Source organism: uncultured Clostridium sp., from assembly GCF_900547735.1.
Classification (GTDB): domain Bacteria; phylum Bacillota; class Clostridia; order Lachnospirales; family Lachnospiraceae; genus Otoolea.
Map to the genome: position 1 here is coordinate 48941 of NZ_URHZ01000018.1, position 16439 is coordinate 65379.

Genomic DNA, 16439 nt, shown 5'->3' on the forward strand with positions numbered 1-16439 from the left:
GACCTCTTGTCCAGAGCTTTAGTTCCCCAACCTTTATTTTATGTTTCATTTAATCTGTAAGAGAGTACATTACCTCTAAACCATTATCTGGATGATATGTCCATGAGATTTCTACTCCATCTCCTTTTGCAGTCTGCATTCCATCCATCGCTCTCGTTTTTCCCATTTTATTGATAACTGAATCCGGTAATCCCAACGCTTCATTTACTGCAAAAATACCAACTATTGCCGCTGACTCAGAAGTATTGTATTTACTATCATTAGGGTTCGTATCAATACTTAAATACGAACCGTCTGAAGCAACAGAAGCCCATTCAGAATCACAGCATTCATTATATATTTCAACAAGATCTGGTCCGGCAGCTTCAACAGTTATTGAGCATGTATCTGTTTTTCCATTTGCAGTTTTTACAGTTATAGTACATGTTCCTTCATTAACACCTTCAATAGTTCCATTATTTACACTAGATATTGTATCATTAGAAGAGGTCCATGTAACTTCTTTGTTTTTAGTATTATCAGGATTTATCGTAAATGTAAGATTTTCTTTTTCTCCAACCTTAATTGTAACATTTTCTTTGTTAAGAACAACCTCTTTAGCCTGTTTACCTCTAATTCCAAAGAAAAGTGCAGCTATAATTGCAACTGCCGCGACTACACCAACAATTATTACCTTGCTGTTTATCTTCTTCTCACCCTTTTCCGGTGAAATACTTTCTCCTTTTTTATGACCGCACTTAGGACAAAAAATTTGTTCTGGAGAAAGTTCTGTCCCACACTGAGCGCAATAATCTTTTTGTACTACATCTTCTTCCTCTTGGTTTTGCTGTTCCATTTTCATGTTTTCTTCTTCGTTCATAAATATCTTCCGCCCTTCTGTAAATTTAATAACTTATAATGTCTTGAATTACTATTTCCATTTTGTTTTCATTTAATTGACCAATATTGTACAACCTTTTTCCATCACTATTTTTCTTCGAGTACTGTACAATTATCGGATTGGTACTTGAATGATTTTTAGAATCATTCCGCTTTAAAGTATATACTTTTGAAGCTATATTCTGCGGTTCACTCGTGCCTTTCTTATAAGAATATAGTGTTCCGATTTTACTATATGAATCTGATATTTCTTGCATATCTGTTAAATAAAATATAGAATCTCCACTTTCGGTTAAATAAATTGCAGAATCAGCTCTGAAGTTATTATTAATTAGATGCAACTGATAAGAATTATCATTTGTATTCCAATAATAAAGTCCATCCGATTTTACTACATAGGCAGTTGAGCCATCATCTGAAATCTCCAAATTGCTTATCTCCGTTGTAATGCGGCACGAATCTGATATACCTTTAGATTCTAAATTTGCGATGTAGAAGTCCTTATCTTCGTTAACGTAAAAGATTTTGTTCCCTTTAATAAAAAACTGTGAACTTAAGTCAGATGCTATTTCTTGAATATTTCCAGTCATATCCAGTTTGTATAATCTTGAAATATTTCCATCTTTGCTTTTGTTTGCTGTAAAATAAAAGAACTCCGTGTTACATGAATCATTTTCAATATAGTTGCCATTCGAATCCAACAGACTATACAAATTCATGACTCCGCCGAAGGTCACTTCCTTCGCTTCATCATTTTTCACAAAAATCAGTGTATTATACTCTTTACACGTAACAACAAATCCTTTTTCAAAAAAGATAACGTTGGGATATGAACTATATTTTTGTGTCTTTCCTAGTTTTCCAATTCTTTCGGGTACCTTATTTTTCATTGTATATATAAGCAGCTCATTATCTTTTTTCTCTGACCAAATAATGTTTTGTCCATCAGCACTGATACCACACAAGTCTGCATTCTCTCCAACATTACATAATTCCTTAACAGAATCTGTTCCTTCAACATATGTCGATAATTTATGTTTTGTATCTATTCTTGCAAAGGTCAAAGAATTATTTGCAAAAGTCACTTCGCCAGAACTATTTCCTAATTCTACAGTATTACCTTTCTTAAAGTTGTAAACATTTATTTTCTCCTTTTCACTACCACTTCTATAAAAGTATCCGGCTTTTTCTTTATAAAATTTTTTTGCGTCGCTAATACTATCGCTATAAGAATTAGCAAATTCCTTTTTTAACTCGGTAAGTGATGTATCAACGCTATAGCTTTCACTCAAGGCCTCCAAAATATCTTCTGTTGATACTTGCTTGTTAACAGTATAAGCAAATCCATCATTTGTAATTTTTATAATCCGTTCCGCGTTCGACGAAATTGAAACTGGTTCACTATCTTTCGACGCATACAACTGCAATGTGCCGTCAAAATTTAGTAACAAAAATTTTTTATGGTCTGGCGTAGATATTCCATTAGAATAATCGCCTTCAAATGATACTGTTTGTCCATCAATGAAAAAAAAGGCAGTTCCAGCATTATCCACAATCGCGGAAATACCTCTCGCTTGATACTTCATATTTGAATAATTACTTCGAGATGATAATTTTGAAAAACATAAGATGAATACACTTATCATTGCCACAGCCGCTATTATTCCTAATAAGACAATTTTACTGTTTTTTTTCTTAGGCATAATATCATTTAGATTTTCAACCACTTCTTCATCTTTTTGCTTCTCCTTATTCAAAAATGAAAATTTACTTTCATCTTTTTGTGGCCTATAATTTTCATTTACAGCTCCACATTTTGAGCAATGCAAATCAGATGACTTAATCTCTGCCCCACATTTCACACAAAACATATAGCTCCCCCATTCACTATTATTTACTGTTAAAATATTTTTCAGAACTAAATCTTTTTAGAACAAAAAGTATTCTCATGCATAATAATATAATAACTCAAAATGTCGAAATATTCAATCAAATACATTAATTATACATTAAAATCTAAGTTATTTATATTGAACCCCATTTATTTCGTAAACCACTCTTCCCATAAATCGCAATAAACAACAAATTCGCAACTTTCAGCTTTTCCGTTTTTTTTGAGACGGCAAAATCGATCTGATTATTTTTATAAAACCATATCCTTCATCCGTTAAGAAAAAAGACGCAAAGACATCATGGTCCTTACGCCTAAAATCCTTTCCTTATAACTTTCAATGCCCAACACGCTGCAACAGGACTACCGTTTCCACATTCGCCGTCCCCGGAAACATATCCACACAGCAAACCTTCTCCACCCGATACCCTCTCTCCTGCAGAATCACCAAATCCCTGGCTAAACTGGTCGGCTTACAGGATACATACACCATCCGGTTGACCCCAAAATCAATAATCTTCTCAATGGCCTTAGGATGAATTCCATCCCTCGGCGGATCGAGCACGATCAGCTCCGGCTTATCTTCCAGCCCATCGATTACCTTCAGGACATCACCTGCGATAAACTCGCAGTTTTCCAGGCCGTTCAACAACGCATTCTTCTTTGCGGCCTCCACGGCCTCCTCCACAATCTCGACACCGACCACCTTCTCGGCCACCGGAGCGAGAATCTGGGCAATCGTGCCGGTTCCGCTGTACAGGTCAAAAATCACTTTTCCCTTTGTATCGCCCACGTATTCCCTTGTCTTCTCGTAGAGCACCTCCGCTCCCAGAGAATTGGTCTGAAAGAAGGAAAATGGTGAAATTCTGAATTTCAGGCCGAGAAGCTCCTCAAAGAAGTAATCCTGTCCATACAGGATCTCCGTTCCCCCGTCCTTCACGGCATCAGCCAGGGAATCATTTCTCGTGTGCAGGATTCCCGCCATCGTCCCTTCCAGAGGCAAGGCCAGGATTTCCTGAAGCCATCCGTTCAAAAGCTCTTTCTCCTCTTCCGCCACTATCTGGGTTGTCGTAATCAGGTCAATTAATATCTCTCCGGTCTTAACCGCCCGTCTCACAAGCAAATGGCGCAGATATCCCGTATGCTGCATTTTCTTATAAAAGCCTGTCCCCTTTTTCTCAAAATACTGCTTGGAACAGAGGAGGATATCACAGAAATCTTTGTGCACAATCTGACATTCCCCGGTAGTCACCACATCGTAAAAGCTTCCGCGGCGATGCATGCCAAGGGCCAGCGGGCCGTCCTTCACCTCATCGCCGAAGGAAAATTCCATTTTATTGCGGTAACAGTCCGGGATGGGGCTCCCCTTGATTCCCTCAAATTCATAATCACTGCATACGCCGTCAATCAGCTCCTTCACCTGTTCCCGCTTGATTTCAAGCTGTTTCTCATACGGTACGGTCTGATAGAGACAGCCTCCGCAGATCCCGTAATGAGGACATACCTTCTCTTCCGTCTCAATATCAGAAAGTTCCAGAACCTCAATCAGGCGTGCCTCACATTTTCCTTTTCTCTTCTTATTGACCAGAAAGCTGATTTTCTGACCCGGCAGAGCATTTTTTACAACTACCTTCTCATCTTCTATTCTGACAATCCCCTTGTTCGGAAATTCCATTTTCTCCACGATACCCTCATATACTTGGCCTTTTTTCATCTCTATAATTAACTCCTTCTCTGATTCTATATGAAAATGCAGCCATCCAATGCTTATTAAGGCCGCTTTAAACATGCTTTAGTATACACGAAAACCAGGCAGATGAAAAGTAAAATCCGCTAATCCTGTTCTCCCCGTGCCACCTTTCGCCACTGTTTACACCACAGGCAGAAAGCGGCTTTGCTGCAAACAGTAACTACCTTTCTTCCTCCGCCATCATCCTATGCTGCCTCCCCACTCTGGCCCTGACCAGATTCAAAAATGTTTCCGGCCCCAGCACGCGCACTACGGGGCCGAATGAGAGAATATCAATCAGCAGCTCCGTCTCATCCGCCCTGTCGTAATAAATGGAACAGCGGCAGGTATTTTTCTCTCCGTCAAATTCCGTATGTTTTTCATAGCTTGCAAAGTGGAGCATGCACCGCTCCAGCGAGTTTCTCTCCCCGCTTATTTCTATCACGACGGGTTCCTTCGATTTTCTGCCGTTTCTAAACCGGAAGGATTCCACATTCTCTGAAACCTCCCGGTTTGAGGGATGGCAGGTTTTGATCCTGCCCATATTCAGCAGGATTTCCCTGCAGAAACTTCTGTGCGTATACTGGCGGCAGCAGAGCCGGAACTTGTCGTCTTTGGAGGAATACTGAAGCTGGTACGGCAGTACCTCATAGGTAAATGTATCCTTCTGTTTCCCCTCATACGTAATAAACAGCGCCTGCCCCTGTTTCAGCGCGCTCAGTACCGTCCTGAAATTCTCCCGGTACGGTTCCGACTCATAGTCGTCCCCATCGCTGTATCTGTCATAATAGTAAAAATCCGCCTCATTATAAAGAGGCATAACCTCTTTCAGGGCCTCATCCGCCCATCCGCGTTCCTTCTCATCTAAAAACAGGCTTATCCTCCTGTCTGCCAGCAGTGATTTTAACCAGCTCTTCTGAAGCAGGGTAAGGGGAGGGCGGAGTTCCCCTTCCACAGCCGGGGAGTAAGTTCTGCCGTCTTCCTTTTCTTTTTTCAAAAGCGCCCACTCCCCGTCCAGCAGTTTGGGAAGAATCACGAAAACACTCTCCTGGAAACCATATTTCCTGATCAGCGTCTCCATCTGCTTTTCCGTCAGCGGCTGCTTTTTTGCCTCTGTCAGGATTTGTCTTACCACCTGGTAATAGCAGCTATAAACTTTATCAAATAATTCCATTTCCTAATCCTCACAATACATCTCGTACATCCGTTCCCAGTCCCGCTTCACCTTTGCGATGGCAGCCGGGTTGCTGCCCTCGATATTAAGAATCCGGCCCGTGAAGGTTTTAACCCAGGAGAGCATCTCATTGGTGTCAAAAAATGTGCCGCAGTAGAGATATTCATTTTCCCCTGTTCTGGTAATTTTCCCGCCGCGCCCTTCCCGGCGGAGCCGGTTCAATATGTAATCTTCTTTTTCCTCATCAATATACACCTTCATCCGGATTTCTTCCAGCCGGCTGGGACCTCCGAATGAAACTCCCCAGCACCGGGCGATATTCTTGTTGAGCAGTTCCTTCCACTGCTCATATTCACCGCACTCCTCCAATGCCTTGACCTGCCAGATACAGTCCAGACGGTAATTCATAAACCGCCTGCGGTTCTCCAGGTAACAGCATACATACCTCCGTCCGGTCCTGACGCTTACAAAGATTCTAAGGGGCAGTCCCTTAATAACCGACGTATTGCCGCTGCGGCTGCTCTTATTGACAAAGGATATTTTCCGCCGTTCCCGGATCGCCTCCAGAATAGTAAACAGCACTCCGTCCTCTAATGTATGTACGATAAAATGGTGCTTGAACTGAAAACTATCGTTGGCCGCATTTTCCCGGTCCAGGATGGTGCTGCCGAGAAATCCGAAGGGAGCCTCTTCCTGAAAGAACTTTACAGCCGTCAAAACATGTTCCCACGTTTCCGGTTCCGGCATGTGCTCCGTATGATCCGAAAAGCACGGTTTTAGAAAATACGCCAGCGACTTTCCTTTTTTCACGGCTCCCAGAATCCCCAGTTCTTCATATTCTTTCAGCTTCAGCCGGACCGTCTGGCTGTCAAAGACAACGCCGTAGCTCTCCGCCATCCTGTCGCCAAGCTCTCCTGCACTCATTCCCTCACTCCGCCCGCACAGTTGGTCCAAAATAAAAAAATGGAGCATAATGTCGTTGTCTGTAAAGCTTTTTGCCTTCCATGCGGCATAGAGAGGATTCTGGCTGACCGTCCTGCTGTCCACATTGATATAAACCTGTTTTCCCTTTTGGGTATACTCCGATTCCATATAATCGGAAAGCCAGCTCTCAATCCGCCGTCTCTCATTATCATAGGTTCTGGCGCTTTTCTTATCATAGTCACCCCGCACCTTAAATCCGTATATATAGAACTGCCGCATATAATCGCGGATGCGGTCAAAATTTTTGATCAGTTCCTGAAACTCCGTCATATTCCATATCCCCTTATCTTCACTCCCCATTACTGGAAAACCGTAACCATTTGTCTTTAGTCTAACGTCTGCCCATCCTGTTGTCAAATCTTATAGGAAATACCATTTTCAGGAAGTTCGCAACTTTTTTTAAATGATCTTTCTCCTTCTATCCTCTATGATTAAGCCATGGCAATCCGGTACGGAACTGCCAGGCGGGCTGTCTCACAGGTGAGAGGTTTTCCACACAGGAGCCTCCGCGGTGCCGCCGTCCCTGAACGGAGGGTATTCCGGGCAGTCAGCACCACATGATGTGTCGGAGGTTCGAATCCTTCCTTGCGAAAGCATGTAGCTAAGCTGGTATAGCAATCATTAAAACTTTGGAACATCCTGATAAGATGCCTACCCAAACCAAAACCACCAGGGATCAGAAATGTCCCTCCTTCCGCGTTCTGTAGAAATTCGTGCAGCAAAGAAAAGACGCTCCGCGGACTTTTCAAAGCCGGACAATTCCCACGGAAAGCAGTCGGAAACTGCCTGTGCCAATCCGGATACCGGCCCGGCAGAACCCGCTCCGGGACAGCGCTGGTTAGAAGCGCCGTCCTCATACGGGAAACGCCGTCCCTCAACGAACGGTCCGCAGTATTTTGATGAAGAAGGGGCATTTCCATTCTCAAAGAATCCGATTAAAACAAAGTGACAATTTTTAAACTCAAAAGGAGGTAGTAGTATGAAATATACAATCAAAGAGCAGGAATGCGGTTATCTGTTAAAAGACGGAAGATTTCAGGGTTTTCTCACCGCCGGCAGCTACCATTACATACAGAGACTGGGCTACGAACTGAAAACCGTACCAATGACGGGCAGCGTCGACACCTGCGGTATCCCGGCTGAAATCCTGCTGAAAAACCAGGCTTTTGCGGACAGGGTCGTACACGTAACGATTCCCGACGAATGTCTCGGCATCCGTTTTGTAAACAAAGCGTTCAAAGAGGTGCTTACCGGCCCCGACGCTCTGTACTGGAACGTCTATGAGGATGTGGAAATCCGCCTTGTAGATATCACCAATCCCTACATGGATCAGACACTGCCGAGATATTACATCGATTTAATGCCAATGAAATTCTATAAGAAAATCGCAATCAAGGACGGCGAGATCGGCCTTCTGTACTTCGACGGCCGGTTCGAGAAACGCCTGGAGCAGGGTACCTGGTATTTCTGGAATTACGGTAAAGAGGTGACCTGCAAAATCTTCAATATGAAAGTACAGCAGCTCGAAATCCAGGGCCAGGAAATCCTGACCGCCGACAAGGTAAGCATCCGTTTAAACGTAGTCTGCAGCTACCGAATCACCGATCCGGAAAAACTTGTGCAGACGATCGAGGGTGCATCCGCCCAGCTTTACACCGGAGCCCAGCTCTGCATCAGGGAATATGTGGGCCGTTTCCGCCTCGATGAGCTGCTGGCTCAAAAGGAAGAGATCGGCCGTTCCATCTGCGGACAGCTCAGGGAGAGGGAGTCGGATTACTGTGTCCAGATTGTAAACGCGGGTATCAAAGACATCATACTTCCCGGTGAAATCCGCGACATCATGAACACGGTCCTGGTTGCCGAGAAAAAAGCCCAGGCCAATGTCATCATGCGCCGTGAGGAGGTAGCCTCCACCAGAAGCCTGCTGAACACAGCCCGGCTGATGGATGAGAACAAGACACTGCTGAAGCTGAAAGAGATGGAGTATCTGGAGAGAATCTGCGATAAAGTAGGCAGCATCTCCGTAAGCGGTGGTAAAGGTATCCTCGATCAGCTCTCCGAGCTGGCGGGAATGTAACAACGAAAAAACGGCAAGGCACTCGTAACAGAGTAATCCTTGCCGTTATCTTATATTTTATCTTTATCCGTATTTACTATACTTGTACTTTACCGTATCTGTATTTATCATACCTGTACTTTACCGCATCCGTATTTATCATACTTCTGCTTTATCATATCCGTATTTTACCACATCCGTACTTTATCGTTCCGTACATCATGCTCTCAGATACTCTTAACGTACCTTCTGATCCGATCCTTTGTTACTTCTCTTACTCTTTCTCGTCTTCCGCATCATCCTCGAAGAAATCGTCGTCGAAATCATCTTCAAAATCATCCTCGAAGTCTTCCAGATAATCCGGTGTAAAGAAGCGGTAAACACCGTAAGCGATAGCTGCTACAGCCGCTACAACACCGATAATGGCAAGAATCCAGAGGATACAGGTTTTCTTCTTCTCTTCCTCTTCTTTTCTGTGTAAAAACTCATTCAGCTTTGTTGCGTTCATGATCTCTTCCACTTTAGATAATGCATCCTTACCCATCATATCGAATTTATTCATAGGTTCCACATCCTTTCTTCCGTGATCCTGCACCGATGTTTTTTCTTTTATATTATATCATCAAAGTCAGGTTTTTACTATCTTATTTTGAATAAAAAACAGATTTTTATTACAATTTTATCAATTTGGCAAAAGATGCAAACATTTTTTTGACACCTACACGTTCGAACTCTACGGTGACCTCGTAGTCTTTTCCGCCGTCCTCTATCTTTTTAACAGTACCCTCGCCGAACTTAATATGCTTTACCCGGTCTCCCTCGGAATACGGCAGGTGAGAGGCCTTCTGTACGGAAAATGCCTTTCCAAAGGAAGGGGCTCCCGGGGCCGTCTTTGAGGCATAGGCATTCGGCTTCTGGCCGAAAGCGCTGAGACCGCGTCCTCCGCCGGAACCGCCTGCTGATCCGGATCCGCTGCCGATGGAAACGCTGGAATTGCGGTCTCCCGCTCCATTCTGTCCGCCGGCGGATGAACCCCAGCCGGTCGTAATACCGCCCGAACGGTTCCATGGCAGGCCTGCCTCCTCTCCTTCGGAGGACTTTCTGCCCCAGCCGGAGGCTGCCGCTCCGCCAAAGCCGTCCCCGTTCCCGGAGTTTTCGCCTCCCCAGGATCTTCCTGCTGCCCTTCCGAATACGGACGGCTGCTCCACCTGTTCCAGCAGCCATGACGGAATCTCTTCCACAAAACGGCTGACCTTGGAAAATCTCGTCTCGCCGTTGGTCATGCGCTGTCTGGCCGCGGTCAGTGTCAACTTCTCCCTGGCTCTTGTGATGCCTACATAACAGAGGCGGCGTTCTTCCTCGACCGCATCTTTATCGTCCGACATGATGGACATGCTGCTCGGAAACAGTCCGTCCTCCAGGCCGCTTAAATATACATAAGGGAATTCCAATCCCTTGGCGCTGTGGAGCGTCATCAGGATAATCCGGTTTTCCGACTCATCCATATTATCCACATCGGCAACCAGCGCAACCTCCTCAAGGAAGCCGTCCAGCGTCGGTTCTTCCGCATTCTCGCTGTAGCTGACCGCCTTGTTAATAAGTTCCTCTATATTCTGGAGACGTGTCTCCGACTCAATCTCGCCCTCTGCCTCCAGCTCTTTTTTGTAACCGGTGTTTTCAAGAATCTCTTCAATCAGTTCCTGGATCGTCATCTCCGGCATACGCGCTTTGAAATCTTCGATCTGCTCCGTGAAAACGCCTATCTTATCCGCCGCTTTTCCCATGGTCGGGATTCCCTTGACGCGCAGTAACGCATCATAAAAGCTCATCCCGTTGGCGGAGGCAAACATCGTTACCTTTCCGATGGACGTCGCACCGACTCCCCTCTTCGGCACATTGACGATACGCTGTACGGCCAGATCGTCCTGACCGTTGGAGATTGTCTTTAAGTAGCAGAGAATGTCCTTAATCTCTTTTCTCTGGTAGAAATTAACGCCTCCCACCAGACGGTACGGAATACTGTAAAGGATACATTTCTCCTCCAAAAGGCGCGACTGGGCGTTTGTCCTGTAAAGCACCGCAAAATCGGAATATTCACATCCGGAATCTTCCTTTTCCCGGCGTATATCCTTCACAATCGCCTCCGCTTCCTCATAGGCCGTGTCGAACTGCAGGAAACGCACCTGGTTTCCCTCGTCGTTGGCCGTCCAGAGCGTCTTATCTTTTCTTCCGCGGTTGTTGCGGATTACTTCGTTGGCCGCATTCAGAATATTCTGGGTGGAGCGGTAATTCTGTTCCAGCTTGATGACCTTCGCTCCCGGAAATGCCTTCTCAAAACTCAGGATATTCTCAATATTCGCTCCCCTGAATTTGTAAATCGACTGATCGTCGTCACCCACCACGCAGATATTCCTGTATTTGGCAGCCAGCAGATCGACCAGCTTAAACTGGACCATGTTGGTATCCTGGTACTCATCCACCATTATGTAACGGAATCTCTCCTGATAGTAATCGAGAACCTCCGGCGCGTTCTGGAACAGCTCCACGGTCTTTACAATCAGATCGTCAAAATCCAGGGCATTATTTTTCTTCAGCTCTTTCTGGTACTCTTTATAAATCTGGGCAACCTTCTTCTCACGGAAATCTCCGCCTGCATTCAGTTCGAATTCTTCCGGCGTGATCATATCGTCCTTTGCAGATGAGATCTTGCTGAGAACCGCCCTCTCCTTAAACTGTTTCGTGTCGACATCCAGTTTCTTGAATATCTGCTTCATCAGGGTCTTCTGATCATCGCCGTCATAAATCGTAAAATTCGTGCTGTAACCGAGATATTCGATATGACGCCGCAGAATCCTCACACAGGAGGAATGGAAGGTGCTCACCCAGATGCTCTCGGAGCCAAAGCCGACAATCTTGTCCACACGCTCCCTCATCTCGGCCGCCGCCTTGTTGGTAAATGTGATCGCCATGATATTCCATGGATTCACCTTTTTTTCTTCTATCAGATATGCAATCCTGTGAGTCAGTACTCTGGTCTTTCCGGAACCTGCGCCCGCCAGCACGAGAAGGGGGCCATCCGTGTGGTAAACCGCCTCCTGCTGCATCGGATTGAGTAATTCGTATTTGTTCATGTTTCCTACCGCCTTTTCTGATTCCATCTTCAGGGTGATGTCAGTTACCGTATCCTCCGTGTTCCGCAGCATGCGCCATTCTGGCCGGTAACCGATGCGAACCTCTTTCGTTCTGCTGTCCGCGGTACCTGTGCTTTCCATAGAGGCACGGACAATAACCATTATTATAATATATTTTACTGCTCCTGTCACGGAAAAAAACAGAGCGGCCGAAACTTCGGCACGCTCTGTTGAAACTGCTCTCAAATACATTAATACGCTTTGCTGTAATCTACATACAGCCAGCACGGAAGTCCTTCTTCTCCAAGCTGTTTTGGATAATCCGTCTGGTAATTGGCCGGTACGCGGATCCAGCATTCACGGTCAATCTTTAATTCTCCGTCCACCTTTTTCACCCTCAGGTCAACCGCGTTGATGTAGGCCCTGACAATCTCCCCCGTCTCCATGTGGGTGCATTCCTGTCTTACCTGACAGCATACGATTCCGCTTCTGATATCAATGATCATGAAACCGTCCGGGTCTTTATAAAAGAATTTTCTCAGATACCGCGGCGCTGAATTAACCCAGTAACCGAGCCAGCCCTTTTTACCGCGGTTGTGCGGCCAGTCATTCTCGCGCGACATGAAATCCTCTGCATAAAAGTTTTCCAGCCTCTTTTTGCTTCCCTCTTTGTCTCTGGGATCAATCTTGTTAAGTTCCTCAAAATAGCTCTCGATAAATGCTTTTACTTCTTCCCTGTCAAATACATCCTCTAAAAACTGCAGCATAGTCCTTCCTCCTTATCCCTGCCTGATTAAACCGAAACCTGAGCTTCCAGCTCTGTAGAATAGTCCATATACATCCAGCTTTCCATCTCCCTTGGATTGTTCTTCTCCATGGAATCAGCCTGAAAATAGCATGGGAAACGGCAGATATGCTCTCTGTAAAATTTCACTTCGCCATCCTCGATACGGCACTGGAACGTAGCGTGGTTCATAATACAGCGTACATTCTTTTTGAGGGCCACATCATAGACATCCTCCCTCATCTGGATGCAGCAGAGGCCCGTCTCCGGATCAATGCATACATAACCGTACGGCTTGTCTATATTGATGTCATAGCGGTGGTTTGGATAGTTGTCTACCAAAACGGCCATCCACTCGTCCAGTCCCGTAAGGGACGGCCAGCAGCGGCGCCTTGTGATCAAATCTTTAGAAAAGTATTTTGCCACACTCGACTTTCCATCTTCCAGCCCCTGCTCCGGAACATCCTCGAAATTATTAAAATAGTCACTGATCAGCTTGTACATATTTTCATAGGTCAGTTTTGTCTCCATTTTTTTCCTCCTTACATTTCACTGTTATAATTCTTAACTTATGCAGATTCCGCATTACCTGCCGGTTACGCTCTCGCGAAAAGCGTGCCGCCCATTACCGTCGGTCTCTGCGTTTTATATGATATTCGGCAGCCAGGTGGCAATTTCCGGAAATGCCAGTAAAAGTCCTGCCAGAATGACCATACACCCTAAATACGGCCAGATGCCCTTAAAGATAACCGGAAGCGGTATATCCGGGCACTGGTTGCCAATGATATAAACATTCAGTCCAACCGGAGGCGTAATCAGCCCCATTGATGCGACAATTACGATGATAATGCCGAACCAGATCGGATCATAACCAAGTTTTGTAATTACGGGATAAAATACGGGAACCGTCAGCATAATCAGCGCCAGGCTGTCCATAAAGCAGCCGCCCAGCAGATACACTCCCATAATCAGCAGCATAATAACAAATGCGGGTACATTTAAACCGGACACCGTGGCCGCAAGCGTACTCGGAATCCTGCTTATTGCCATAAAGTGACCGAACACCGTAGCACCTGCCACAATCGCCATTACCATACAGCTCATTTCCACCGTCTCATGGATGGCCCTCCAGGTATCCTGAAGACTCAGCGTTCCCTTAATTCTTCCCAGAACAAAGGCTCCCGCCGCTCCTATGGCTCCCGCCTGCGTCGGTGTAAACCATCCGATCATCATTCCTCCTATTACCAGAATGAACAGGATGGCCATGTCCAGGATCCCGGTCAGAGATTTCATTTTTTCCTGAAATGTTGTTTTTTCTCCGGCCGGACCATAATCCGGATGCTTTTTGCAGGTCAGTCCGACTGCGATACACATCAGAATTGTAAGGATAATGCCGGGAACAATTCCCGCGGCAAATAATTTTGATATATTCTGTTCCGTCATGACACCGTAAATAATTAAAATTCCGCTTGGCGGTATCAGGATTCCCAGACATCCGGCAGAGGCGACCGACGCCGTCGCCAGGCTGTCATCATATTTATAACGTTTCATTTCCGGCAGCGTCACCTTACCCATTGTGGCGGCAGCGGCATTGGATGAACCGCTGATTGCCCCGAACAGGGCGCAGGCCGCGACCGTTGCAATCGCCAGGCCTCCCCGGACGGCCCCAAGAATCTTATAGGCACAGTCGTAGAGTTTAGTGCTGACCTTGGAATAAAAACACAATGTTCCCATCAGCGTAAAAAGCGGCATTGTCGTAAATGAATACGAGGTAAATGATTCATAAAAATCCGCCACCAGTATGTTGAGCGCGGCTGCCGGTGAATTCAAAACGGCAAATCCAACCGTTCCCACCGCCACCATCGCCACAGCGACCGGTACGCTTAATGCAAAGAGCAGCACCATAATCAGGCAGCCGATTATTCCTATTTGTATTGGCGTCACTTTGTTTCCCCCTCTCCCCTTATGCTCCCGCCCTGCCTGTCAGCAGGTACTGAACCGTCTGAAATGCAGTGACGGCGGCCGTCCACAGAAATCCCGCCGCCAGGATATAATAGTACGGATAGATCTTCCAGCTTATGGACATCATTTTCTGTCCCGAGACCGCCATTCCGTTCCCGCTTTTAAAACATTGAATCGAAAGGAAGCCGTAAAACAGGAACAGAATTACAAATACCCCCAGTTCTGTCACTTTGGCCGCTCCCGGCGGAAAATGTTCCGTAAGCATCGTAACGCGGACAAAACCGTTCTGGTACTGATATCCCGCATATCCCAGACACACCGCCATCAACAGCAGATAACCCGTATAATCCACCGGTATCGGAAAAGCCCGTCCCAATATTTTATTAAATACCACTGCTAAAACGACATTCAATACCATGCCGACTATCATAATGCATGCCAGATGATAACAGAGTCTGTTCACTCCTTTGATGAGCCGGTCCCCCGAATCCACAAAATTTTTCACCGAACCTCTCTCCTTTCTGAAGGTAATCTCAGCCCGACGGCCCCGATTATTCTTCGCCCAGTTCCTTTAAGTAAGTCGTTCCCCATTCCATGACATCCCCGTCCGACGGAACCTGGCCCGACCAGTACTGTATCCGATCTGCAATGAACTTCTGGTATTCTTCCACATCCTTCTCCGGAAGCTGGAGGCTCTTTATGTACTCCATGTTGACCGGGGCAAGTTTCTCGCTCAGCTCTGCGCTGACCTCCGGAGCCAGTTTTATCACGGTTCCTCCCTTGCTCTCAAAATTATCGTAAGCGGTTAAATCTTCATATTTCCAGCACTTTCCCTGTGCCTCGGCAAACCCGGCGCTCACCTCGGTAAAAATCTTCTGAATGTCCTCCGGAAGCGACTCCCACTTCTGTTTGTTCATGAACGTTGCAACCACGCCTATCTTGCCGTAGCTCGGGTCATCGATTACATAGTCACAGACCTCATTGATGCTGAACCCGTCCAGAATGTCTTTACCGCTGATGGCGGCATCCACGATATTCTTCGTCAGCGCCTCATAAAGTTCCGTGATCTGACAACTGTAGCTCTGTGCGCCAAGGGCCGCGACGGTTGCCGTTGCCAGTTCGCTTCCCGTTCTGACGATTGTGCCTTTAAAGTCATCCGCCTTTTCAATTTTCACATTTCCCATTATGACTAGCGGAGAAACGGTATGGGTATAAAGAAGCTTTACCGAGGAAAATTCATCCAGGGTAAAATAATTGGTAAAATCGTTGCAGACCTGAGTCCCCACCCATCCGTCCGGATATCCCTGCGGCAGCTCCAGCAGTGACATTGCCGGAAAAACACCGGGGTTATTGGCCGTAGCCGTCATCGCTATGTCCACAATTCCATTTAGAACGGAGTCGTAGCTATTGGCCGCCGATACCAGAGATGCCCCCGGATAATACTCAAACGTGACGCGGCCGTCTGTCTTTTCCGTTATCTCGTCACACCATGCCTGTGTCAGCAGACTGTGGTTATTCACCGTTGAGTAAAAATTGGAAACAGTGAAATTATAGGTTTTTCCGGTGTCTGCCGCTTTCTCTGCCTGCCCCTGTGCCGCAGTACCCGTATCACCGGTCTTCGCCCCCGCGCAAGCTGATAATCCAAGGATTGCCGCCAGTCCACAAGCCCAAATCATATGTTTTTTCATATTCTTCTCCTTATCCTTTTGTTTTTCATAACCCCTTTTTACTGTAAAATAATATAACGGTCGCGCCTGAACTTCCGCCTCCTTTCCGGCGTTTACGATCGCTTTGACGCTTTTTTCATCCGGTTGCCCGCAAACACTTCCTGTCTTTCCATCTCCAGATT

13 protein-coding genes are annotated in these 16439 nt (G+C 45.9%); 1 reads left to right on the plus strand and 12 read right to left on the minus strand.

Translation table 11 applies throughout. The annotated features are described in order from the left end of the window. Positions 1-49: 49 nt before the first annotated feature. From QZT18_RS07980 to QZT18_RS08000, 5 genes are all read right to left on the minus strand, one after another. Positions 50-859, minus strand: coding sequence for an Ig-like domain-containing protein (locus QZT18_RS07980; RefSeq protein WP_294146361.1), 810 nt, complete (start codon positions 857-859; stop codon positions 50-52). A gap of 25 nt (positions 860-884) precedes the next feature. Next, positions 885-2750, minus strand: coding sequence for a zinc ribbon domain-containing protein (locus QZT18_RS07985; protein ID WP_294146363.1), 1866 nt, complete (start codon positions 2748-2750; stop codon positions 885-887). A 357-nt stretch (positions 2751-3107) separates the two neighbouring features. Next, complete coding sequence (gene rlmD / locus QZT18_RS07990) at positions 3108-4484, minus strand: 23S rRNA (uracil(1939)-C(5))-methyltransferase RlmD (RefSeq protein ID WP_294146365.1); 1377 nt, start codon at positions 4482-4484, stop codon at positions 3108-3110. 196 nt (positions 4485-4680) lie between these two features. Continuing rightward, entirely contained in the window at positions 4681-5673 is a 993-nt protein-coding gene (locus QZT18_RS07995; protein WP_294146367.1) for a WYL domain-containing protein, read from the minus strand. 3 nt (positions 5674-5676) lie between these two features. Continuing rightward, entirely contained in the window at positions 5677-6927 is a 1251-nt protein-coding gene (locus QZT18_RS08000) for a YafY family protein (RefSeq protein ID WP_294146369.1), read from the minus strand. Between the two features lie 709 nt (positions 6928-7636). Between QZT18_RS08000 and QZT18_RS08005 the strand changes: the two genes are divergently transcribed. Continuing rightward, positions 7637-8734: a slipin family protein gene (locus tag QZT18_RS08005; RefSeq protein ID WP_294146371.1), complete on the plus strand. Its 1098-nt coding sequence runs from the start codon at positions 7637-7639 to the stop codon at positions 8732-8734. A gap of 253 nt (positions 8735-8987) precedes the next feature. Here the strand turns inward: QZT18_RS08005 and QZT18_RS08010 are convergent, their stop codons facing one another. The 7 genes from QZT18_RS08010 to dctP form a co-directional block, all read right to left on the minus strand. Continuing rightward, a complete protein-coding gene (locus QZT18_RS08010) occupies positions 8988-9275 on the minus strand; it encodes a DUF4366 domain-containing protein (protein WP_125143363.1) in 288 nt (95 codons plus the stop codon). A gap of 109 nt (positions 9276-9384) precedes the next feature. Further along, positions 9385-11844, minus strand: a complete 2460-nt coding sequence (locus QZT18_RS08015) for an ATP-dependent helicase (protein WP_294146374.1) — start codon at positions 11842-11844, stop codon at positions 9385-9387. Between the two features lie 251 nt (positions 11845-12095). Next, on the minus strand, positions 12096-12611 hold the full coding sequence (locus QZT18_RS08020) for a hypothetical protein (RefSeq protein WP_294146376.1): 516 nt from the start codon (positions 12609-12611) through the stop codon (positions 12096-12098). A gap of 26 nt (positions 12612-12637) precedes the next feature. After that, positions 12638-13159 (minus strand): hypothetical protein, encoded by a 522-nt coding sequence (locus QZT18_RS08025; protein WP_294146378.1) that lies wholly within the window; start codon positions 13157-13159, stop codon positions 12638-12640. Between the two features lie 114 nt (positions 13160-13273). Then, the gene (locus QZT18_RS08030) at positions 13274-14572 is read right to left on the minus strand and encodes a TRAP transporter large permease (protein WP_294146380.1); all 1299 of its coding nucleotides are present in this window, start codon (positions 14570-14572) and stop codon (positions 13274-13276) included. A gap of 19 nt (positions 14573-14591) precedes the next feature. Continuing rightward, positions 14592-15095: a TRAP transporter small permease gene (locus QZT18_RS08035; protein ID WP_294146381.1), complete on the minus strand. Its 504-nt coding sequence runs from the start codon at positions 15093-15095 to the stop codon at positions 14592-14594. Between the two features lie 46 nt (positions 15096-15141). After that, positions 15142-16278 carry a TRAP transporter substrate-binding protein DctP gene (gene dctP / locus QZT18_RS08040; RefSeq protein ID WP_294146384.1) on the minus strand — a complete coding sequence of 379 codons (1137 nt, stop codon included), beginning with the start codon at positions 16276-16278 and terminating at the stop codon, positions 15142-15144. Between the last annotated feature and the right edge of the window lie 161 nt (positions 16279-16439).

Bases quoted from the DNA above. Each gene is read 5' to 3' on its own strand.
- QZT18_RS07980 (WP_294146361.1), bottom strand. From the start codon at position 859: ATGAACGAAGAAGAAAACATGAAAATGGAACAGCAAAACCAAGAGGAA.
- QZT18_RS07985 (WP_294146363.1), bottom strand. From the start codon at position 2,750: ATGTTTTGTGTGAAATGTGGGGCAGAGATTAAGTCATCTGATTTGCAT.
- rlmD (WP_294146365.1), bottom strand. From the start codon at position 4,484: ATGAAAAAAGGCCAAGTATATGAGGGTATCGTGGAGAAAATGGAATTT.
- QZT18_RS07995 (WP_294146367.1), bottom strand. From the start codon at position 5,673: ATGGAATTATTTGATAAAGTTTATAGCTGCTATTACCAGGTGGTAAGA.
- QZT18_RS08000 (WP_294146369.1), bottom strand. From the start codon at position 6,927: ATGACGGAGTTTCAGGAACTGATCAAAAATTTTGACCGCATCCGCGAT.
- QZT18_RS08005 (WP_294146371.1), top strand. From the start codon at position 7,637: ATGAAATATACAATCAAAGAGCAGGAATGCGGTTATCTGTTAAAAGAC.
- QZT18_RS08010 (WP_125143363.1), bottom strand. From the start codon at position 9,275: ATGAATAAATTCGATATGATGGGTAAGGATGCATTATCTAAAGTGGAA.
- QZT18_RS08015 (WP_294146374.1), bottom strand. From the start codon at position 11,844: ATGAACAAATACGAATTACTCAATCCGATGCAGCAGGAGGCGGTTTAC.
- QZT18_RS08020 (WP_294146376.1), bottom strand. From the start codon at position 12,611: ATGCTGCAGTTTTTAGAGGATGTATTTGACAGGGAAGAAGTAAAAGCA.
- QZT18_RS08025 (WP_294146378.1), bottom strand. From the start codon at position 13,159: ATGGAGACAAAACTGACCTATGAAAATATGTACAAGCTGATCAGTGAC.
- dctP (WP_294146384.1), bottom strand. From the start codon at position 16,278: ATGAAAAAACATATGATTTGGGCTTGTGGACTGGCGGCAATCCTTGGA.